The 20,138-nt window shown below is 70.8% G+C and carries 21 protein-coding genes; 11 read left to right on the top strand and 10 right to left on the bottom strand.

What is annotated here, in order from left to right:
• Positions 1-14: 14 nt before the first annotated feature.
• Positions 15-2,282: a transglycosylase domain-containing protein gene (locus AB0J53_RS02355; protein ID WP_364167986.1), complete on the bottom strand. Its 2,268-nt coding sequence runs from the start codon at positions 2,280-2,282 to the stop codon at positions 15-17.
• A gap of 241 nt (positions 2,283-2,523) precedes the next feature.
• Here AB0J53_RS02355 and AB0J53_RS02350 point away from each other — a divergent pair, with 241 nt between their 5' ends.
• Positions 2,524-2,820, top strand: a complete 297-nt coding sequence (locus AB0J53_RS02350; protein ID WP_020542548.1) for a WhiB family transcriptional regulator — start codon at positions 2,524-2,526, stop codon at positions 2,818-2,820.
• A gap of 36 nt (positions 2,821-2,856) precedes the next feature.
• Here AB0J53_RS02350 and AB0J53_RS02345 read toward each other — a convergent pair whose 3' ends face one another.
• On the bottom strand, positions 2,857-3,984 hold the full coding sequence (locus AB0J53_RS02345; protein ID WP_357584767.1) for an ArsA family ATPase: 1,128 nt from the start codon (positions 3,982-3,984) through the stop codon (positions 2,857-2,859).
• Entirely contained in the window at positions 3,981-4,982 is a 1,002-nt protein-coding gene (locus tag AB0J53_RS02340) for an ArsA-related P-loop ATPase (RefSeq protein ID WP_364167983.1), read from the bottom strand. The genes AB0J53_RS02345 and AB0J53_RS02340 overlap by 4 nt, the downstream gene beginning before the upstream one ends.
• A gap of 78 nt (positions 4,983-5,060) precedes the next feature.
• Between AB0J53_RS02340 and AB0J53_RS02335 the strand changes: the two genes are divergently transcribed.
• Genes AB0J53_RS02335 through AB0J53_RS02320 form a run of 4 tightly spaced genes read left to right on the top strand, consistent with a single transcriptional unit; the run spans position 5,061 to position 7,323 of the window.
• A complete protein-coding gene (locus tag AB0J53_RS02335; protein ID WP_156325316.1) occupies positions 5,061-5,216 on the top strand; it encodes a DUF4177 domain-containing protein in 156 nt (51 codons plus the stop codon).
• A complete protein-coding gene (locus AB0J53_RS02330) occupies positions 5,213-5,671 on the top strand; it encodes a RidA family protein (RefSeq protein ID WP_364167981.1) in 459 nt (152 codons plus the stop codon). The genes AB0J53_RS02335 and AB0J53_RS02330 overlap by 4 nt, the downstream gene beginning before the upstream one ends.
• 48 nt (positions 5,672-5,719) lie before the next feature.
• Entirely contained in the window at positions 5,720-6,535 is an 816-nt protein-coding gene (locus AB0J53_RS02325) for an NUDIX hydrolase (RefSeq protein ID WP_364167980.1), read from the top strand.
• Complete coding sequence (locus AB0J53_RS02320; protein WP_357584761.1) at positions 6,532-7,323, top strand: MBL fold metallo-hydrolase; 792 nt, start codon at positions 6,532-6,534, stop codon at positions 7,321-7,323. The genes AB0J53_RS02325 and AB0J53_RS02320 overlap by 4 nt, the downstream gene beginning before the upstream one ends.
• On the opposite strand, the gene AB0J53_RS02315 is transcribed toward AB0J53_RS02320, so the two are convergent.
• Complete coding sequence (locus tag AB0J53_RS02315; protein ID WP_219499392.1) at positions 7,305-8,036, bottom strand: Crp/Fnr family transcriptional regulator; 732 nt, start codon at positions 8,034-8,036, stop codon at positions 7,305-7,307. The genes AB0J53_RS02320 and AB0J53_RS02315 overlap by 19 nt on opposite strands.
• 161 nt (positions 8,037-8,197) lie before the next feature.
• Here AB0J53_RS02315 and nth point away from each other — a divergent pair, with 161 nt between their 5' ends.
• Both nth and AB0J53_RS02305 read left to right on the top strand, forming a co-directional pair.
• Positions 8,198-8,953 (top strand): endonuclease III, encoded by a 756-nt coding sequence (gene nth, locus AB0J53_RS02310; protein ID WP_364167977.1) that lies wholly within the window; start codon positions 8,198-8,200, stop codon positions 8,951-8,953.
• A 38-nt stretch (positions 8,954-8,991) separates the two neighbouring features.
• Positions 8,992-9,639, top strand: coding sequence for a CoA pyrophosphatase (locus tag AB0J53_RS02305; RefSeq protein ID WP_308125573.1), 648 nt, complete (start codon positions 8,992-8,994; stop codon positions 9,637-9,639).
• Here AB0J53_RS02305 and AB0J53_RS02300 read toward each other — a convergent pair.
• Positions 9,616-10,122, bottom strand: coding sequence for a HEAT repeat domain-containing protein (locus AB0J53_RS02300; RefSeq protein ID WP_219499397.1), 507 nt, complete (start codon positions 10,120-10,122; stop codon positions 9,616-9,618). The genes AB0J53_RS02305 and AB0J53_RS02300 overlap by 24 nt on opposite strands.
• A gap of 82 nt (positions 10,123-10,204) precedes the next feature.
• Between AB0J53_RS02300 and AB0J53_RS02295 the strand changes: the two genes are divergently transcribed.
• From AB0J53_RS02295 to AB0J53_RS02285, 3 genes are all read left to right on the top strand, one after another.
• Complete coding sequence (locus tag AB0J53_RS02295) at positions 10,205-11,395, top strand: MarP family serine protease (RefSeq protein ID WP_219499400.1); 1,191 nt, start codon at positions 10,205-10,207, stop codon at positions 11,393-11,395.
• An 86-nt stretch (positions 11,396-11,481) separates the two neighbouring features.
• The gene (locus tag AB0J53_RS02290; RefSeq protein ID WP_364167974.1) at positions 11,482-12,456 is read left to right on the top strand and encodes an aldo/keto reductase; all 975 of its coding nucleotides are present in this window, start codon (positions 11,482-11,484) and stop codon (positions 12,454-12,456) included.
• A gap of 4 nt (positions 12,457-12,460) precedes the next feature.
• On the top strand, positions 12,461-13,096 hold the full coding sequence (locus tag AB0J53_RS02285) for a TetR/AcrR family transcriptional regulator (protein ID WP_364167972.1): 636 nt from the start codon (positions 12,461-12,463) through the stop codon (positions 13,094-13,096).
• On the opposite strand, the gene AB0J53_RS02280 is transcribed toward AB0J53_RS02285, so the two are convergent.
• From AB0J53_RS02280 to acs, 5 genes are all read right to left on the bottom strand, one after another.
• The gene (locus AB0J53_RS02280) at positions 13,062-13,508 is read right to left on the bottom strand and encodes a DUF309 domain-containing protein (RefSeq protein ID WP_219499406.1); all 447 of its coding nucleotides are present in this window, start codon (positions 13,506-13,508) and stop codon (positions 13,062-13,064) included. The two genes, AB0J53_RS02285 and AB0J53_RS02280, sit on opposite strands and share 35 nt — an antisense overlap.
• On the bottom strand, positions 13,505-14,422 hold the full coding sequence (locus AB0J53_RS02275) for an alpha/beta hydrolase (RefSeq protein ID WP_219499407.1): 918 nt from the start codon (positions 14,420-14,422) through the stop codon (positions 13,505-13,507). Before AB0J53_RS02275 ends, AB0J53_RS02280 begins: the two co-directional genes overlap by 4 nt.
• Positions 14,412-14,825, bottom strand: a complete 414-nt coding sequence (locus AB0J53_RS02270; RefSeq protein WP_219499409.1) for a phage holin family protein — start codon at positions 14,823-14,825, stop codon at positions 14,412-14,414. Before AB0J53_RS02270 ends, AB0J53_RS02275 begins: the two co-directional genes overlap by 11 nt.
• A 31-nt stretch (positions 14,826-14,856) precedes the next feature.
• Positions 14,857-16,047: a Na+/H+ antiporter NhaA gene (gene nhaA, locus AB0J53_RS02265; protein ID WP_246643630.1), complete on the bottom strand. Its 1,191-nt coding sequence runs from the start codon at positions 16,045-16,047 to the stop codon at positions 14,857-14,859.
• 151 nt (positions 16,048-16,198) lie between these two features.
• Positions 16,199-18,172 carry an acetate--CoA ligase gene (acs, locus tag AB0J53_RS02260; protein ID WP_364167969.1) on the bottom strand — a complete coding sequence of 658 codons (1,974 nt, stop codon included), beginning with the start codon at positions 18,170-18,172 and terminating at the stop codon, positions 16,199-16,201.
• 242 nt (positions 18,173-18,414) lie between these two features.
• Between acs and AB0J53_RS02255 the strand changes: the two genes are divergently transcribed.
• Complete coding sequence (locus tag AB0J53_RS02255; RefSeq protein ID WP_219499415.1) at positions 18,415-19,191, top strand: oxidoreductase; 777 nt, start codon at positions 18,415-18,417, stop codon at positions 19,189-19,191.
• The last annotated feature ends 947 nt before the right edge of the window (positions 19,192-20,138 follow it).

The raw sequence follows: 20,138 nt of genomic DNA, 5'->3' as shown, positions 1-20,138 counted from the left end.
CGGAGGCCCGCGGGCTAGTCGCGGGCGGGCAGGAGCGGGTTGTCGCCCCAGTCGCCGTTCTGGCCCCGGTCGTCGCCGTTGCCGTCGCCGCGCCGGTCGTCGAACCAGTCGGACAGGTCGGACGGGTCGCCGACGTCGGGACCGCCTTCATCGCCGTCGTCGCCCTTGTCCTTCTTCTTCTTGGGCTTGGGCGCGCACTCGTCGGTGCAGCCGCCGAAGCGTGACTGGTCGACGGGATGGAACTTGGCCGCCTCGACGCCCTTGAGCGCGGCCATCATCGAGTCCTTCCAGATCGGCCCGGAGATCGACGCGCCGTAGACGTACCCGTAGTACTGCCCGCCGATGGTGACGCCGACGAGGTCGTGGGCGAAGGCGCCGCGCGGGTCGCCGAGGCTGACGGCGGAGGCGAGGTTCGGGGTGTAGCCGGCGAACCAGGCGGCGGTGTAGCCGTCGGTGGTGCCGGTCTTGCCGGCGGCGTCACGGCCGATGCCGCCGACGCCGGTCATGGTGCCCTTGGTGAAGACGCCTTCCAGCACGGCGCTGACGGCGTCGGCCACCTCCTCGTCCATGACCTGCGAGCACTTGGGCTTGAACCGCATGACCTCGCCGTAGCGGTCCTTGACCTCGGTCACGGCGAGCGGCTGGCAGTACTTGCCGCGCGCGCCGAAGACGGCGTAGGAGTTGGCCACGGTGACCGGGTCGACCTCGTTGATGCCGAGCGTGAAGGTCTCGAACTCGCGCAGGTCGTCGCCGTCGGCCCGCTTGAGCCCGAGGCGCTTGGACAGCTTGACCACCTTGCAGAGGCTGACCTCCTGCTCCAGCCGCATGAAGAACGTGTTGACCGAGCCCCAGGTGCCGGTCTGCAGGGTCTTGAAGCCGCCGCCGCCCTCGCTGGAGTTGCGCACCTCGTGGCTGGGGTCGCCGACGTTCTTGCCCTTGCAGTTCTTGAACGCGCTGTAGCCGGAGGCGGTGTAGCCGGCGGGGGAGGGGAAGCCGTCGTTGAACTTCAGCCCCTCTTCGAGCGCCGTGGCCAGCGTGTAGGCCTTGGCGGTGGAGCCCTGCTGGAAGCCGGGGCCGCCGCCGTGTGCCATGTCGGCGACGAGGTTGTAACTGATCTCGTTCTTCTTCTTGTTGTTGCCGTACTTGCGGGAGGCGGCCATGGCCTTGATCTCGCCGGTGCCCGGGACGATCATCGCCTGGGCGGCGACGGGCTTGTCCTTGGGGCTCACGTACTTCTTGATCGCCTTTTCGGACGCCTTCTGCATCTTCGGGTCGATCGTGGTCTTGATGGTCAGGCCGCCGCGCTGGAGGAGCTTGAGCCGGTCCTTGGCGGTCTTGCCGAAGTCGGCGTTGAGCAGGATCTCGTTCTGCACGTAGAGGCAGAAGTACGGGTATTCGCTCTCCTCGCACCCGCCGGGGAACGGGACGTCCTTCCAGCCGAGCTTCTTGGCCTTGGCGTCGGCGGCCTCGGCCTTGGTGATGGTGCCGATCTCGGCCATCCGGTCGAGCACCACGTTGCGCCGCTCCAGCAGCAGCGCCCGCGACTTGGGGCCGACGTTGGGGTCGGTCCTGGCGGGGTTCTGGACGGCGCCGGCGAGGGTGGCGGCCTGGGCCAGGGTGAGCTTGGAGGCGGGCTTGTCGAAGAAGCGCTTGGCGGCTGCCTGGATGCCGTGGGCTCCGGCGCCGAAGTAGGCGATGTTCAGGTAGCGCTCGAGGATCTGGTCCTTGGTGTACTTCTTCTCGATCGCCATCGCGTAGCGCAGTTCGGCCAGTTTACGGGAGATCGTCGGGGCGATGGCCGCCGCCTGCTCCTCGGGCGTCTCGGCCGAGTTGACCAGCACCTGCTTCACGTACTGCTGTGTGATCGAAGAACCGCCCTGCGTCACGCCGCCGGTGGTAAGGTTCTTGATCAGCGCCCGGGTGGTGCCCTCGATGTCGATCGGTCCGTGCTGGTAGAAGCGGAAGTCCTCGATCGCGATCAGGGCCTTCTGCATGATGGGCGCGACCTTGTCGAGGGTCACCGACTGGCGGTTCTCGAAGTAGAACTGCGCGATCTGGTCGCCGTTGGCGTCGAGCAGCACCGTGCGCTCGGACAGCGGCGGTTCGGCCAGGTCCTCGGGCTTGAGGTCGAGCATCTCCATGCCGCTCTTGGCGGAGACGCCCGCGCCGCCGACCGCGGGCAGCGCCACGGCTGCCGCCAGCACGCCTGCGGCCGACCCAGCTGCGATCAGCTTGATGACGTTCAGGATCGGCGAGGAACGATCTTTGCCCTGAGCTTGCACAGTACCAAGGGTACGTCGAAAGGGTGACCTTATCGGTAACACGCCTGCATTTCGCCTTGACTGACGGGGGTGACTAGTCATTCCCGGTCAAGACTCCAGCGAGAATTTGGTCCTCTGGGGTCTGTCGGCCCGAAGGTCTTCTTGCGTACGTTCTCCCTGCGGCAACTGAATACGGAGGCTCGGCGCCCGCGCCCGTCGGCCCCAACTGACGACTGACCACCTAAGGGGAGTGGGGTCGAAAATGTGGATCACGGATTGGACCTCCCGTGCCGCCTGTAAAGGTGCGGATCCTGACGCTCTGTTCGTCCAGGGAGCCGCCCAGAACAGGGCGAAGCTCATCTGCCGAGGATGCCCTGTCCGTACCGAATGCCTCGCCGATGCGCTCGACAACCGCATCGAGTTCGGGGTGTGGGGCGGTATGACCGAGCGGGAGCGGCGAGCGCTGCTTCGGCGGCGACCGGACGTCGACTCGTGGCGAGAGCTGCTCGAGTCGGCCAAAGAAGAGTACGAGCGGACCAACGAGCTGATCGCCGGCTGAGCCGGCCCGAGAGCGCGGCCGACCCCGGCCGTGCTCTCAGCCGTTCGCCAGGAGCTCTCCGACGCGTCGCAGGCCATCCAGGTCGTGCACGTCCTCGGTCATGGCCGCCACCTTGGCGATGGGCACCGTGGGATGGGCGCTGACGAAGTGGTCCTGCTCCCGGTGCTCGCGAGCGGCGAGCTGCATCCGGCCCGTGTGTAGCCGCAACACGGCCGCGGTCAGCTCGTGCTCGCCCCGCGATTCCAGGTCTTCGGCCGCGGCGGCGCTTCTCACCCCCGAGAGCGTCGCCGCCGGCGACTCGTGGACCCGGTTGACGACCAGGCCGGCGAGCGGCATCCGCTCCTCGGCCAGCCGCTCGACGAAGTAGGAAGCCTCGCGCATCGCGTCGCGCTCCGGCGCGGCGACCACGATGAAGGCGGTGCCGGGAGCCTGGAGCAGCTTGTACGTCTGGTCGGCACGCTGCCTGAAGCCGCCGAACACCGCGTCCAAAGCCGACACGAACGTCTGCAGGTCCTTGATCACCTGCGCGCCCAACAGCTTGGTCATGGCTCCGGCGACGATCCCGAACCCGGCGTTGAGCAGCTTGAACGCGCTGCGCCCGCCGGCCTTGGCGGGTGCGGTGAGCAGCTTGATGAACCTGCCGTCGAGGAAGCGGCCGAGCCGTTCCGGCGCGTCGAGGAAGTCGAGCGCCGAGCGTGACGGCGGCGTGTCGACGATGATCAGGTCCCACTCGTCGGAGCGGCGGAGCTGGCCCAGCTTCTCCATCGCCATGTACTCCTGGGTGCCGGAGAAGCTGGACGACAGCGATTGGTAGAAGGGGTTCGACAGGATCTGGCGGGCCCGCTCGGGATCGGCGTGCGCCTCGATGATCTCGTCGAACGTGCGCTTCATGTCGAGCATCATCGCGTAGAGCTGGCCGCCGTCCTCGCTCTCGGTGACCAGGCGCGGGGTGTTGTCGAGCTCGGTGAGGCCCATCGACTGGGCCAGGCGGCGGGCCGGGTCGACGGTGAGCACGACGGCGCACCTGCCGCGTTCGGCGGCGCGCAGGCCCAGCGCGGCGGCCGTGGTGGTCTTGCCGACGCCGCCCGAGCCGCAGCAGACGATGATCCGGGTGCCCCGGTCGTCGAGGATGGCGTCGATGTCGAGGGTGGCGGGCTTCTTCACGCTGCTCCCTGCTTGCGGATGCTCTCGGCCAGCTCGTACAGCCCTGCCAGGTCCACCCCGTCGGTGAGCAGCGGCAGCTCGTAGCGCGGCAGCGTGGAGGCGGCCAGCGATTCGCGTTCGGCGCGTTCGAGGTCGGTGCGGCGGGCGTGCTCGACGACCTCTTCGGCGAGCGCCTCGGCCAGGGCGCCGGCGTCGGCCCCGTCGGCGAGCCCGGCGGCCTTGAGGCCGAGCGTGAGCTCTCCGGCGTCGAATCCGCCCTTGACAGCCCTGTCAAGGGCGGCCTGCGGGAGGAGGGATTCGCGCACCATGTTGATGAAGATGCCACCGGTGGGCAGTCCCGCGCCGGCGAGTTCGGCGATTCCGTCGAGTGTTTCCTGGACGGGCATCTCTTCCAGCAGCGTCACGAAATGCACTGCCGTTTCCGGACTTTTCACGACGCCGTGGACGAGGTCGGAGTGGCTCTTGATCGGGCCCACCTTGGCCAGCCCGGCGACCTCCTGGGTGACGTTCAGGAACCGCGTGATGCGGCCCGTGGGCGGCGCGTCGAGCACCACGGCGTCGTAGACCCGCTTGCCGTCGCGCCCGCGCCGGCGCACGGCCTCGGTGGTCTTGCCGGTGACCAGCACGTCCCGGAAGCCGGGGGCCACGGTGGTGGCGAAGTCGACGAGACCCATCTTGGTCAGCGCGCGACCCGCCCGGCGCATCCCGTAGAACATCTCCATGTATTCGAGCATGGCGTCTTCGGGGTCGATGGCCAGCGCGAACACGTCACCGCCCGAGGGCGCCACGGCGATCCGGCGCTCCTCGTACGGCAGCGGCGGCAGGTCGAAGATCTGCGCGATGCCCTGGCGGCCCTCCACCTCCACGAGCAGCACCTTGCGGCCGCCTGCGGCGAGGGCGAGGGCGAGGGCCGCGGCGACCGTCGTCTTGCCCGTGCCGCCCTTGCCGGTGACGACGTGCAGTCGCACGCCGTCCCAGTCCGTGTCCGGAGAGTCCACGACTTCGAGGCTACCGAACGGTCACTTGTCGAAAGCCCGCGACCACCGTTTGAGATTGCTCACACTACGCTGAGCCCCATGAAGAAATGGGAGTACCTCACCGCCCCGGTGCTGATACACAACACCAAGATGATCCTCGACAACTTCGGCGCCGACGGCTGGGAGCTGGTCCAGATCGTGCAGGGCGCGACGCCCGAGCAGCTGGTCGCGTACTTCAAGAGGGAGAAGGCATGAGTCCCGAGCAGAAGATCGAGGAGCTGGGCCTGACGCTCCCCGAGGTCGTGGCCCCGCTGGCGGCCTACGTGCCGACCGTGCGCACCGGTCAGCTCGTCTACACCTCGGGCCAGGTCCCGATGGTCGAGGGCAAGCTGCCCCAGACCGGCAAGCTGGGCGTCGACCTGGGCGTCGACGAGGGCCGCGAGCAGGCCCGCATCTGCGCGCTCAACGCCGTCGCCGCGCTCAAGGCCGAGGTCGGCGAGCTGTCGCGGGTGAAGCGGATCGTCAAGGCCGTGGTCTTCGTGGCCAGCGCGCCCGACTTCACCCAGCAGCCGCAGGTGGCCAACGGCGCGAGCGAGCTGCTGGCCGAGATCTTCGGCGAGGCCGGCAAGCACGCGCGCAGCGCCGTCGGCGTGGCCGCGCTGCCCCTCGACGCTCCGGTGGAAGTGGAGCTGATCGCGGAGGTGTCCTGAAGGTCCGATATGTCACCATGACCGAGTGATGTTCTAGAAGGAGGTCATGTGGCTGGACTTCGGCTCCCCGACGAGCTCGCCGAGCGGGCACGGGGCATCATCGCCGGGCAGGTCGACCCGGCCCCGGCGCGGGACGCCGCCACGGTGGCGATCCTGCGCCCGGGCCGGCCCGACGGCGTCCAGGCCTACCTGCTGCGCCGCAAGGCCACGATGGCCTTCGCCGCCGGGGCGTACGTCTTCCCCGGCGGCTCCGTCGATCCGCGCGACACCGACCAGGCCGTGGCCTGGGCCGGGCCGTCGCCCGCCGAGTGGGGGCGGATCTTCGGAGCCGGCGAGGCGGTGGCCAGAGGGCTGGTGTGCGCCGCCGTGCGGGAGACGTTCGAGGAGTCGGGCGTGCTGCTCGCGGGCGCCGGGCCCGATGCGGTGGTCGCCGACACGACCGGCGACGGGTGGGAGGCCGACCGGCTGGCGCTCATCGACCGCAGCCTGTCCTTCGCCGACTTCCTCGACCGGCGCGGCCTGGTGCTCCGCTCCGACCTGCTCAAGCCGTGGGCGCACTGGATCACGCCGGAGGTCGAGGCCCGGCGCTTCGACACCCGCTTCTTCGTCGCCGTGCTCCCGGAGGGCCAGCGCACCCGCGACGTAGGCGGCGAGGCGGACCAGGTGGTCTGGCAGCGCCCCGCCGACGCGGTCGCGCTGGCCGACCGGGGAGAGATCTTCCTGATGCCGCCCACCCGCCAGACGCTCGCCGAGCTGGCCGGGCACGACGGCGTGGAGTCGGTGCTGGCCGAGAAGCGGGAGATCGTCACGATCATGCCGAAGGTCGTGGAGGTCGACGGCGAGTGGCGGCTGGTGACCGGATGAGCGGCCTGCACATCCCGATCGGCGGCCCCGACGGATCCCGTACGGACCACGCCGAGAACCTGCTCGCGCCCAACCCGTCGGCGATGACGCTCGACGGCACCAACACGTGGGTCATCGGCGGCCAGGACGAGGTCGTGGTCGTCGACCCGGGCCCCGGCGACGAGGGCCACCTGCTGCGCGTCCGCGACCACCTGGGCGGACGCCGGGTACGGGAGATCCTGCTCACCCACGGCCATTTCGACCACAGCGGCGGCGCCCGGCGCTTCGCCGAGCTCGTCAGGGCTCCCGTACGCGCCCTCGACCCCCGCCACAGACTGGGCGAGGAGGGCCTGGCCGACGGCGACGTGGTGACCGTGGCCGGGCTGGAGATCCACGTGTACGGGACGCCGGGGCACTCGTTCGACTCGCTGTGCTTCTGGCTGCCGGCCGACCGGGCGATGCTGACCGGCGACACCGTGCTGGGCCGGGGCACCACGATCATCGCGGGCGACGGCGGGCTGGCCGACTACCTGCGCAGCCTCGACCGGCTCAGGGCGGTGGCGGAGAGCCTGGAGGCGCGGGCGCTGCTGCCGGGCCACGGGCCGGTGCTGCCCGACCCGATCGGCGCGCTCGACGGCTACATCGCGCACCGGCGCGAGCGCCTGGACCAGATCAGGCAGGCGCGGGAGCAGGGCGCGCGCACGCCGAGGGAGATCGTGAAGATCGTGTACGCGAACGTCGACCGGTCACTGTGGCCCGCCGCCGAGCTGTCGGTGCGGGCCCAGCTCGACTATCTGGAGCGGTTGTAGAGCCGGTCCATGTCGAGGATCACCACGGCCTTGGCCTCGATGCGCAGCCAGCCGCGCTGCGCGAAGTCGGCCAGCGCCTTGTTGACCGTCTCACGTGAGGCGCCGACGAGCTGGGCCAGCTCCTCCTGCGTGAGGTCGTGGTGGACGCGCAGGCCGTCGTCGGTCTTGGTGCCGAACCGCTCGGCCAGGTCGAGGAGCTGCTTGGCCACCCGGCCGGGCACGTCGGTGAAGACCAGGTCGGCCAGCACGTCGTTGGTGCGCCGCAGCCGCTGGGCGAGCGCGCGCAGCAGGTGGAGCGCCACCTCGGGGCGGCCGGTCAGCCAGGGCCGCAGGTCGTCGTGGCCGAGCCCGGCCAGCCGGACGTCGGTCAGCGCGGTCGCGGTGGCGGTGCGCGGGCGCGGGTCGAACAGCGAGAGCTCGCCGAACATCTCGCTCGGGCCGAGCACGCTCAGCAGGTTCTCGCGCCCGTCGGGGGAGGTGCGGGACAGCTTGATCTTGCCGTCGAGGACGACATAGAGCCGGTCGCCCGTCTCGTTCTCGTGGAAGAGCGTCTGCCCCTTGGACAGCTGCACCTCGGTGATGCTCGTCCGCAACGCCGCTGCGCTCTCGCGGTCGAGCGCGGCGAACAGAGGGGCCTTGCCCAGCACTTCTTCCGTGTTCACGCGTCCTCCTCTGCTGCCATTGTGACTCACCCCACTGCATGCGGCACACATAGGTTACTCGTACCCTTTCGTGCGCCTGACCTTCGGCTGCATTCAGGCACAGACGCGGGCTTATCCCCAAAAGAGGGGATCTATCGCCATCGCCAGCTCTCCCGAGCCCGTCCTGGGCGTACCGGCACGCGGCGGTGCCGCGGAGACATACCCTTTCCGGCATGGCGACGAATGTGGCGGGTGCCCGCAGGCGCAGGCCCGAGACACGACTGGGCCTGGTGCGCAGGGCCCGCCGGATGAACCGGATCCTCGCCGAGACCTACCCCGACGCCCACTGCGAGCTCGACTTCGACAACCCCTTCCAGCTTCTGGTCGCCACCGTGCTGTCGGCGCAGACCACCGACGTGCGGGTCAACCTGACGACGCCCGCGCTGTTCGCCAAGTACCCGACGGCCGACGACCTGGCGGCGGCCGACCCGGAGGACCTGGAGGCGATCATCAAGCCGACCGGCTTCTACCGGGCGAAGGCGCGTTCGCTGCTCGGGCTGTCGGCCGGGCTGCGCGACAGGTTCGGCGGCAAGGTGCCGAAGAAGCTCGACGACCTCGTCACGCTGCCGGGCGTGGGCCGCAAGACCGCCAACGTGGTGCTCGGCAACGCCGTCGACCCCGAGACCGGCGAGCCGTTCGGGGTGCCGGGGCTCACCGTCGACACCCACTTCCAGCGGCTGGTCAGGCGGTTCGGCTGGACCGAGGAGACCGACCCGGTCAAGATCGAGCACGTCGTGGGCGAGCTGATCCCCAAGCGGGAGTGGACGGTCTTCTCCCACCGGATCATCTGGCACGGCCGCCGCATCTGCATCGCCCGCCGGCCCGCCTGCGGCGTCTGCCCGCTCGCCGCCCTCTGCCCCTCCTACGGCACCGGCCCCACCAGCGCCGAGGAGGCCCGGAAGCTCGTCCGGCCCGGCCCGTTCTCCTGACCGGGAAGTCCCCGGAGGCTCGGTGTGTTGGAGGTTGCGTGACCCACGTCCCCGCATGGCTGGACCACCTCGCGGCCAAGGCCGTACGCACCCCTGTGCCCGAGCGGATGCGCCCGCCGGGCGAGGGCGGGCGTGAGGCGGCGGTGCTGATGCTGTTCGGCGAGGGCCCGCTCGGCCCCGACGTGCTGCTCATCCAGCGCAGCATGCGCGGGCGCAGGCACGCGGGCCAGCCGGCCTTCCCCGGCGGCGGCGTCGACCCCGGCGACGGCGGCCCGGTCGGCGCGGCCCTGCGCGAGGCCGAGGAGGAGACCGGGCTCGACCCACGCGGCGTGCGCGTGCTGTGCACGATGCCCGAGCTCTACCTGTCCCACAGCGACAACCGGGTGACCCCGGTGCTCGGCTGGTGGCACACCCCGTCGGCGGTGCACGCCGCCTCTCCCGACGAGGTCGACTCCGTCGAGCGGGTGCCCGTCGCCGAGCTGGTCGACCCGGGCAACCGGCTCACGATGCGGCTCTCGCAGGAGATGGCCGGCCCGGCGTTCCGGGTGCGCGGCATGCTCGTGTGGGGGTTCACCGCGGTGGTGCTCGACTCGGTGCTGCGCGTGGGCGGCCTGGAGCGGCCGTGGGACGCGACGCGCGTGGAGGACATCCCGCCGGAGGTGCTAAACCTCACGGCCCGTGGTTAGCGCGAAGCCGAGCGCGGCCCAGCCCGCCACGTCGGCGTCGCTGTCGGCGGTCAGCCGGCGCAGCGTGTCGAGCCCGGTCCGGTCCGGCGGGTCGCCCAGCACGTGCTGGAGCGCGTAGGCCGCGCCGTACCTGACGCGCGGGTCGTGGTGCCCGGCCAGGTCGATCACCGACGGCAGCGAGCGCGGGTCCGCTAGGTGGCCGAACGCGATCAGCACCGAGTAGAGCACCATGACGTCGTCCTCGCCCGCCGCCAGGAAGCGCAGCACGGGCAGCGTGCGGTCCACGTACGCGGCGAGCATGCCGAGGATGTCGACGCCCAGCAGCCGCTCGGTGACGGAGTCGGCCGCGCACAGCCGCCGCGCCTCGATGAAGCACTCCAGGTCGCCCCGCTCCCGAAGGGCGGAGATCACCTGCCAGCGCACCTGCCCGTCGGGGTCGGGGTCGTCGAGAGCTGCGTCGATGAGATCTCTGACCGGCGGCATAGGGATCAAGGTAACCCGCAGGGTGACGCCGTCCTGGCGGAAGACGTGCACACTTGACCGTATCCCTGGTTAGCTTTGAAGGGTGCGCGGCGATCTGCTTGACCTCATATTGATTGGCCTCGTGATCGCCTTCGGCGTCTCGGGCTACCGGCAGGGCTTCATCATAGGCGTCACCAGCTTCGTCGGGTTCGTGGGCGGGGCGCTGCTCGGGGTGTTCATCGCGCCGCCGATCTCCAAGGCGATCGTCGACGGCGACACCCCGCAGGCGCTGCTCGCCATCGTGATCGTCTTCCTCGCCGCGACGATCGGGCAGTTCGCCTCCTCGACCATCGGGGCCGTGGTGCGCAGCCACGTCACCTGGGAGCCCGCCAGGGTCGCCGACGCGGTCGGCGGCACGTTCGCCAGCGCGCTGTCGGTGCTGGTCATCGCCTGGCTGATCGGGTCGCTGGTCGTCTCCACCTCCTTCACGCCGCTGGTCGACCAGGTGAGGCAGTCACTGCTGCTCACCACCATCGACGACGCCATCCCGCAGTCGGCGCGCAACTGGCAGCAGCCGTTCAAGAAGCTCATCGACCGTTCGGAGTTCCCGCCGGTCTTCGACGCCATCGGGGCGGGCTCGTTCGTGGACGTGCCGCCGCCCGCGCAGAGCGTGCTGCAGGGCGAGCGGCTGGCGCGCGCCCAGCGGGCCATCGTCAAGGTGCAGGGCAACGCCGAGAGCTGCAACAAGCACATCGAGGGCACCGGCTTCGTCTACGCCCGCGACCGGATCATGACCAACGCGCACGTGGTCGCCGGCGTCACGCGCGACCTCCAGGTGATCGACCACCGGTCGCGGCGGCACAAGGCGACCGTGGTGCGCTACAACCCGAGCCGCGACATCGCGGTCCTGTACGTGCCGGGGCTCAACCTGCCGCAGCTCGCCTTCGACGGCACCGCCGAGAAGGGCGACAACGCCATCATCGCCGGCTATCCCAAGGGCAAGGGCTTCACCGCCGAGGCGGCCCGCATCCGCAACCAGCTCGACGCCGAGGGGCCCGACATCTACCGCTCCTCCAACGTCACCCGGTCGGTCTACGCGGTGCGCGGCAAGGTGCTGCCGGGCAACTCCGGCGGGCCGCTGCTCACGGCCGACGGCCGGGTCTTCGGCGTGATCTTCGCGGCCGCGATCAGCCAGGAGGAGACCGGCTACGCGCTGACCGCCGCCGAGGTCAAGCCCGACGCCGACCAGGGCCGCACCGACACCTCGCCGGCCAACACCCAGAGCTGCGACTGACCCCTGCTCCCCGCCGGGGCTTTCGTTCGCCATGCTCAGATGTTAATGTCCATCACATTGTGAATGTCCATCACATGGGGGTCGGCATGAAGGCACGTACGCTCGGCACGACCGACATCGAGATCAGCCCCATCGGCCTGGGGTGCATGCAGTTCACCGGCGGCCGGTCCGTGGCGAAGTACATCGTCCGCGACATCGGCCAGGAGACCGTCACCGCCGTCGTCGGCGCCTCCCTCGACGGCGGCGTCACCTGGTTCGACACCGCCGAGATGTACGGCGGCGGCCAGTCGGAGCGCATGCTGGCCACCGCGCTCAAGGAGTGCGGCATCGCCCCCGGCGAGGTCACCGTCGCCACCAAGTGGCCGCCCCTCGGCCGCACCGCCGGGCACATCGGCCGCAGCATCGGCAGCCGCCTGCGCCACCTCGGCGGCCACCCGATCCACCTGTACCAGATCCACATGCCCACCGGCAGCCTGTCGAGCATCCCCGCCCAGCTCAGGGCCATGGCAGCGCTGCAACGCGCCGGCAAGGTCCGCCACGTCGGCGTCAGCAACTTCTCCGCCCGGCAGATGGAGCTCGCCCACCGGGTCCTCGCCCAGGAAGGCGTCACGCTGGCCGCCAACCAGGTGCGGATCAACCTGCTGCACCGCAACGTGGAGCGCGACGGCGTGCTCGACACGGCCCGCCGCCTCGGCGTCACGCTCATCGCCTACTCGCCCCTGGAGGGCGGGATCCTCACCGGCCGCTTCCACGACGATCCCGCCCGGGTCAGGGACCTGCCGCCGATGCGCAGGGTGTTCGGCCACAGCCGGCTCACCGCCAAGGGCCTGGCGCGCACCGCGCCGCTCGTCGCCGCGATGAAGGACCTCGGCCGCGCCCACGGCGTCTCACCCGCCCAGGTGGCGCTCAACTGGCTGATCACCCACTACGGCGAGACCGTGGTCGCGATCCCGGGCGCCTCCAGGCCCGCCCAGGCCGCCGAGGCCGCCGGCGCGATGGCCTTCGAGCTGGACCGGGCCGAACGCGACCTCCTGGACGAACTGTCCCGGCCGCTAACCTGAGGGGATGCCCCGGACCACCAAACGCGACCGCTACCACCACGGCGACCTGCGCGCCGCGCTGATCGACACCGCGGTCGAGCTCATCGCCGAGCACGGTGTCCAGGGCTTCTCCCTGGCCGAGGCGAGCAGGCGGCTCGGGGTCGCCCCCAGCGCCCCCTACCGCCACTTCGCCGACCGCGACGAGCTGCTGCTGGCCGTGGGCGTGCGCGCGGGCGAGCGGCTGGTCGCCGCCGTCACCGCCGAGAGCCGCGGCACCACGCCGGAGCAGCGGCTCGTCGGCGTCGCCAGGGGCTACGTGCGCTTCGCCGCCGGGCATCCCGCGCTGTTCGAGGCGCTGGCCGGGCCGACCTTCTCCGCCGTTGCCGCCCCCGAGCTGGAGCACGCCGCCCGGCCCGTCAAGGAGGCCTTCCACGACGCCGCGCTCGCCCTGTCGGGCGGCGACCGGCCCGCCGCCGAGACGCTCGGCGTCGCCGTGGCCGCCGTCGCCCACGGCTACGCCGGGCTGCTGCGGCTGGGCATGTTCGGCGCCGGCGACGAGGCCGTCGGCATCGCCGTCGCCCGGGCCGCCGACGCCACGCTCGCCCTGCTGGCCGGGCGCGCGGCGCTCACCGGCCCGGCAACGACTCCAGGATCAGGCTGACGGCCGCCGCCGGGTCGCTGTCGTGGCCCAGGCCCGACGCCGCCCGGCCCACCGCGTCGTACGGCTCGCCGAAGCCCTGCACGCGCGCCGCGCCCCGGGCGAACAGCGTCAGCGCACCCCGGCCGTTGCCCCGCTGCAGATGGGTCAGGCCCACGCAGATCTGCGCCAGCCCCTGCCACAGCTCGCGCTCCTCCTCAGGCGCGCACTTCCAGCGCCCCTCGAACACCTCGTGCGCGTTGAACGGCAGCCCCTCGGCCAGGAAGCGGCGGCCGTCGGCCAGCGCCTGCTCCGTGCTCGGCGCGTAGTCGTCGGGCACCCGGGCCACGCCGGGCGAGCCGTAGGGGAGCGGCCTGCCGTACTCGTCGCGCGGCCTGGCGTTGCGGGGCCGGCCCTCGGGGTCGCGGTCTCTCATCGGTCGGGCTCCGGATCGGCCAGCCAGCCGAGCAACTCCGTGTCGAACACGTCGGGAATCTCCTCGTGGGGGAAGTGGCCCGCCCCTTCGAGCAGCCGCCACCGGTACGGGGCCGCCACGTAACGGCTCGACCCCTGCGCCGTCCGCGGCAGGATGCACCGGTCGAGCGCGCCGTGCAACTGCAAGGTGGGGGCCTCGATCTCGGTCCGCATGGCACGCGCGTAACGCAGGCCGTCGGGCCGCAGCTGCGAGCGGCCGAACCAGCGGTGATACTCCAGCGCGCAGTGGGCCACGGCCGGGATCCGGAACGCCTCGCGGTAGGTCCGCGAGACGTCGGCGTCGGGCCAGTTCGGCCCCGACCAGCCGTCCAGGAGGCTGCCGACCAGCGCCGCCTTCTTGCGGGTCAGCCTGCGCTCGGGCAGCAGCGGAAGCTGGAAGCCGAGCACCCGGCTCGACCTGAGCTGGCCGAACGGGTCGGTGAGCAGCGAGTTGCGCAGCCGCAGCGGATGCGGCGCCGACACCGTGACGAGCCGGCGCACGCATTTCGGGTCGAGCACCGCCATCGTCCAGGCCAGCAGCCCGCCCCAGTCGTGGCCGACGACGATCGCGCCGGTCTCGCCCAGCGCCCGGATCAGCCCGGTCGCGTCGGCGGCCAGCGTCGGCAGGTCGTAGCCGCGCGGCGGCTTGTCGCTGCCGCCGTAGCCGCGCAGGTCGACCGCGACGGCGCGGTAACCCGCGGCGGGCAGCGACGCCAGCTGGTGCCGCCACGTCCACCAGAACTGCGGGAACCCGTGCAGAAGCAGCACCAGCGGCCCGTCACCGGCCTCCACGACGTGGAACCTGGTGCCGCCCGCGTGGACCGCCCGGTGCTTCCACGGCCCCTCGATCCGGACGACCGCCTCGTCAGGTGCCATCTCGGCTCCCCGCCGGCAGCTCCTCCGGTGAGGCGATCTCCTTCAGTCCCTTGAGCGATCTGGCGGTCCGCTTCATGCCGGCCAGGCCCTTGAGCCTGCGCACCCCGATGAACACGAGCAGCCCGGCCACGAGCAGGTAGAACACGGTCACGATGAGGAACGCCGCCCACTTGGGCAGCCACTGCTCCAGCACGTAGGCGATCGTGAACGAGGCGAGGATCAGGCACAGGTGTGCCATGAACGCGGCGGCCGCGAACAGCCCGCCCGCCATGCCCACCCGCTTGGCGTCGAACCGGAACTCGGCCTTGGCCAGCTCGATCTCGGATCGGACCAGGGTCGAGATGTGGTTGCTCGCCTGGGCGACCAGCGAGCCCAGGGATTCTTCCTCGGGAGTCTGCGGCATGAACGTCTCCTATCGAGGCCTGGTGGCCGTGTCAATCATCATCCAGTGCGCTGCGGCGCTCGCGCACCCGGGTGTGCAGCAGCACCGCTGCCAGGACGGAGGCGATGACGCTGGCCGCGAGGATCCCGGTGGTCACGGCGGTTGCCCGTTCCTGATCGGCACCATAGGCCAGATCGCCGATCAGCAGCGACACCGTGAACCCGATCCCGGCAAGCAACGACACCGCCGCCATGTCCCGCCAGCGCAGCTCCTGCGACAGCCTCGCCAGCCCCAGCCGCACTGCCAGCCAGGCACCGCCGAACACCCCCAGGAACTTGCCCACCACGAGCCCCGCAATCACTCCCAGAACTACCCGATCGGAGAACATAGCGCCGAGGCTCTCGGCGTCGAGCTTCACCCCTGCCGACACGAACGCGAACACCGGCACGGCCAGGCCCGCCGAGATCGGCCGGATGTAGTGGTCGGCGGCCTCGGCGGGGGAGCGCTCCTCGCTGTCGCGGGCGTGCACCCGGGTCAGCAGGCCGAGCGCGACCCCGGCGACGGTCGCGTGCACGCCGCTCTGCTCGACGGCGTACCAGGCGGCCACGGCCAGCGGCAGGTGGATCCAGGGCGTGCGTACGCCACGCCGCTGCAGGACGCCGTACACGCCGATCAGCGCCGCTCCGGCCAGCAGCATGGGCAGGTCGAGGTGGTCGGTGTAGAAGGCCGCGATGATGGTGATCGCGCCGAGGTCGTCCACCACGGCGCAGGTGAGCAGGAACGCGCGCAGCGCGGCGGGCATGGCGCTGGCCGTCACGGCGAGCACGGCGAGCGCGAAGGCGATGTCGGTGGCCGTGGGGATGGCCCAGCCCCGCCCCGCACCGGGAGCACCCCAGCTCACCAGCAGGTAGATCGCGGCGGGGACGACCATGCCGGCCACGGCGGCGAGCACGGGCAGCGCGGCCTTGCGCGGGCTGGCCAGCTCGCCGTGGACGAACTCCTCCTTGACCTCCAGCCCGGCGACGAAGAAGAAGATCGTCAGCAGGCCGTGCTGGGCCCACTTGTAGATCTCCATGCCGGCGATCTCGGTCTTGACCAGGCCGGTGTAGGAGTCGAGGGAGACGTTGGCCCACACCAGCGCGGCGACCGTGGCGGCCAGCATGACGATGCCGCCCAGTGTCTCGGTGCGGAGCGCCTCGGTCAGGGTGCGGGCATAGCGGATGGTGGGTGTGAAAGGCCACATATCGGTGGCACGGCGCACGTGAAAGCCCTCTCGGATGTCAGGTCAGGGGGAACGGCTCCCCATGACGCCGACCCGACTTCCCGGCACACCAGACACCCACCCTACCCGGCCACATGTCCCGAAATTTCAGGACATGTGGCCGTACGGGTGATTAGTCCTCAGATTTTGCGGACGGGAGCTTCTCCGAGATGAGGTTCATCACCGTGCTGTCGGCGAGCGTCGTGACGTCGCCGATGCTCCGGTTCTCCGCCACGTCGCGCAGCAGCCGGCGCATGATCTTGCCCGAGCGGGTCTTCGGCAGCTCGGGCACCACCAGGATCTGGCGCGGCTTGGCGATCGGGCCGAGCGTCCTGGCCACGTGGTTGCGCAGCTCGGCGGCGATGTCGTCGTTCTCCTCGACGCTGCCGCGCAGGATCACGAACGACACGATGGCCTGGCCGGTCACCGGGTCGGTCGCGCCCACCACCGCGGCCTCGGCCACCTTCGGGTGGCTGACCAGCGCGCTCTCCACCTCGGTGGTGGAGATGTTGTGGCCCGAGACGAGCATGACGTCGTCGACGCGGCCCAGCAGCCACAGGTCGCCGTCCTCGTCCTTCTTGGCGCCGTCGCCGGGGAAGTACATCCCGTCGAACCGGCTCCAGTAGGTGTCGATGTAGCGCTGGTCGTCGCCCCAGATCGTGCGGAGCATGGCCGGCCACGGCTCACGTACGACCAGGAAGCCGCCACCGCCGTCGGGCACGCTGTTGCCCTGGTCGTCCACCACGTCGGCGCTGATGCCCGGCAGCGGGCGCATCGCCGCGCCGGGCTTGGCCGCGGTGACGCCCGGCAGCGGGCTGATCATGATCGCGCCCGTCTCCGTCTGCCACCACGTGTCGACGACCGGGCAGCGGTTGCCGCCGATGTGCTCGCGGTACCACACGTACGCCTCGGGGTTGATCGGCTCGCCCACCGAGCCCAGCACGCGCAGGCTGGACATGTCGAACTTGGCGGGGATCTCGTCGCCCCACTTCATGAACGTCCGGATCGCCGTCGGCGCGGTGTAGAGGATCGTGACCTTGTACTTCTGGATGATCTCCCAGAACCGGCCGCGGTGCGGGGTGTCGGGCGTGCCCTCGTAGATCACGCTCGTCGCGCCGTTGGCGAGCGGGCCGTACACGATGTAGGAATGCCCGGTCACCCAGCCGATGTCGGCCGTGCACCAGTAGATGTCGGTCTCGGGCTTGAGGTCGAAGCAGGCGTCGTGGGTCCACGCCGTCTGCGTCAGGTAGCCGCCCGTCGTGTGCAGGATGCCCTTCGGCTTACCGGTCGTGCCGCTGGTGTAGAGGATGTAGAGCGGGTCCTCGGCGTCGTGCGGGACCGGCGTGTGCTGGTCGCTCTGACGGTCGACGACCTCGTGCCACCACTTGTCGCGCTCGTTGAACGCGACCTCCTCGCCGGTGCGGCGCACCACCAGGACGTTCTCCACCTGCGGGCACTCGGCCACGGCCTCGTCCACCGTCGGCTTGAGCGCCGACGGCGCACCACGGCGGTAGCCGCCGTCGGCGGTGACCACCAGCTTGGCGTCGGCGTCGTGGATACGGCTCTTCAGCGCCGCCGAGGAGAAACCGCCGAACACCACCGAGTGGATCGCGCCGATGCGCGCGCACGCCAGCATCGTGATCGGCAGCTCGGGGATCATCGGCAGGTAGACGGCCACCCGGTCGCCCTTGCCCACGCCCAGCTCCTGCAGCGCGTTGGCCGCCTTGGAGACCTCCCGCTGCAGGTCGGCGTAGGTCAGCGTGCGGGAGTCGCCCTCGGGCTCGCCCTCCCAGTGGTAGGCGACCTTGTCGCCGCGCCCCGCCTCGACGTGACGGTCGACGCAGTTGTACGCGACGTTGAGCTCGCCGCCGACGAACCATTTGGCGAACGGGGGCTCCCACTCCAGCGTGGTGTCCCACCGCTTGGCCCAGGTCAGCCGCTCGGCAGCACGCTCCCAGAACCCGAGGCGGTCGGCCGCCGCCTCGGCATAGGCGGCGGCGGTCACGTTAGCGGCCGCTGCCAGGTCGGCCGGTGGTGCGAACCGGCGGTTCTCCTGCAGCAGGTTGGACAGCGCCTGGGGCTCGTTGCCAGGGGTTTCCGGGGCCACCTCGTGCTCCTTCTATGGCCAGATTGGTTAGGTCGTGTCCCACTTCACCAGCTCACGCCCACCTACCACAAGAGGTCTAGACAGGTCCGTACCGTCGGATGGATTTTTATCTCCGCGCGTGACAATAGCAACTGAAACGTTGTCATCTCGAAATCCGTAAATTATGGAACGGGACACGGCCCAGGGTTTATGGGTCCCCCTCTTAGAACGACGCCCGGCGGCCACGGGTAGTGTCGGGTTCCGTGAGTGACCCATTGGCCGTCATCGCGGGGTTCCCCGGCGTGCCCGAAGCCGTCGACGCCGCCCGCCAGGCCGTCGACCGGCTCTACCGCCACCGCGTCCTGCGGCGGGCCAGCCCGGCGGTCTCCGCCGAGTCGTCGCTGCGCGGCGCCCGCGCCTCCGCCGCACTCGAAGGCGTGGACGTGCCGCTCGACGCCCTGCGCAAGGACGAGGTGCACGACCCCGTCGTCCAGGGTGCGCTGCGCGCCTCCGCCGAGCTCGGCCGCCTCGGCCCCACCTGGCGCACCGCGCCCCGGCAGGTCCTGGCCCGGCTGCACACCGTCGCCGCCGCCGGCCTCACCTCCGACGACCTCGGCCGCCCGCGCGCCGGCGACGACGCCCCCGACCCGCTCGGCCTCGGCCCCGCCCCGAGCGCCGCCGCTGCCGTCGCCCGGATGGACAGCCTGTTCGACCTGCTCGCCGGCCCCACCAAGGCCCCCGCGCTGGTGCTCGCCGCCGTCGTGCACGCCGAGCTCGCGGTCCTGCGCCCGTTCGGCTCGGCCGACGGCGTCGTCGCCCGCGCCGCCGAACGACTCACGCTCGTGGAGTACGGGCTCGACCCGAAATCCCTGGTCGCCGTCGAGGTGGGTCACCTGGACCAGCCGTACGCCGAGGCCCTGCGCGCCTACCTGACCGGGACGCAGGAGGGGGTGTCGCAATGGATACAGCAGTGTGCCTCCGCGGTCACCCTGGGCGTACGCGAGACGACAGCCGTCTGCGAGGCCATGCAGCGAGGCTGACATAGCTGACGGCGTCCCAGTCATGAGACGCCGTCTGCCGTGCATCACACCGGGTTACCAAGCGTGCACCTGAATTCGTCGGATCGGGTCAAGCCCGTCTCGACACGCCTCCCGCGGCTGGTCGCGCGTGGGTGCCCGGCTGATGCACCCGGACAAGTGGTCCGTGACACCTTTGTACGTCGGATCCGCCCTGATGGGAAGCCCTCGGTCCAAGACCTTTACCCGGACCTGAGGCGCCCGAGGCCCCCGCGCCGGTCATCCCGCCTCGACCGTCCGGTTACCAAGCCGTGACGATCACTCTGAGTGATCTCCTTTATGTGATCGTTATGTCGTGGCGAAAAAACTTGGCGAAAATGCGAGATTGCTCCTCGACGAAACTCGAGTCCATCGGGCAGCATACGGTGGTATCACCAGAAACTTGCTCGGCTGTGCACGGGATTGGTTTCCAATGCCTTGCCATGCTCTGGTCAAGTGATGAAAGCTTTCTTCTGAAACGGGCCCGGCTCTACCCCCCCGGAGCCGGACCGGTACGGCGACCCCCGCTCTCCCCCCCGGCGGGGGTCGCCTCTTTTCCTCCCCATCCCCGCCCGATCGGCGCGCTGTCAGCCCGCCTGTGCGCGCCGCGACCGTGGCCATCCCCAGCCGTGTGCACCGGGGCGGTCCGTCGCCCTCGGCCCGCTGGGCGCCCAGCCCGCCGAGGGTCCCCCCGTCCGCCCGCCGCGCTGTCACGCCCGGCCCGCTGGACCCGCCCGTCGCGCCCGGCTTGCCCGTCGCGCCCGGCCCGCTGGTCGTCCAGCCAGCCATCCCAGCTCACGGCTACCCCCGGCTGCTGGTTATCCCCAGGCTGTGCACCGTCATCGCCCGTTATCCCCAGAACCGCGTTCGCCTCCGCGCGACCACCCCCGCCGGGCGCAAGGTGGGTCCTCCCCGAACCGACAGGGAGGCCC

The organism is Nonomuraea sp. NPDC049725, from assembly GCF_040674795.1.
GTDB classification, from domain to species: Bacteria; Actinomycetota; Actinomycetes; order Streptosporangiales; family Streptosporangiaceae; genus Nonomuraea; species Nonomuraea ceibae.
This window is presented reverse-complemented; position numbering and strand designations above follow the sequence as displayed.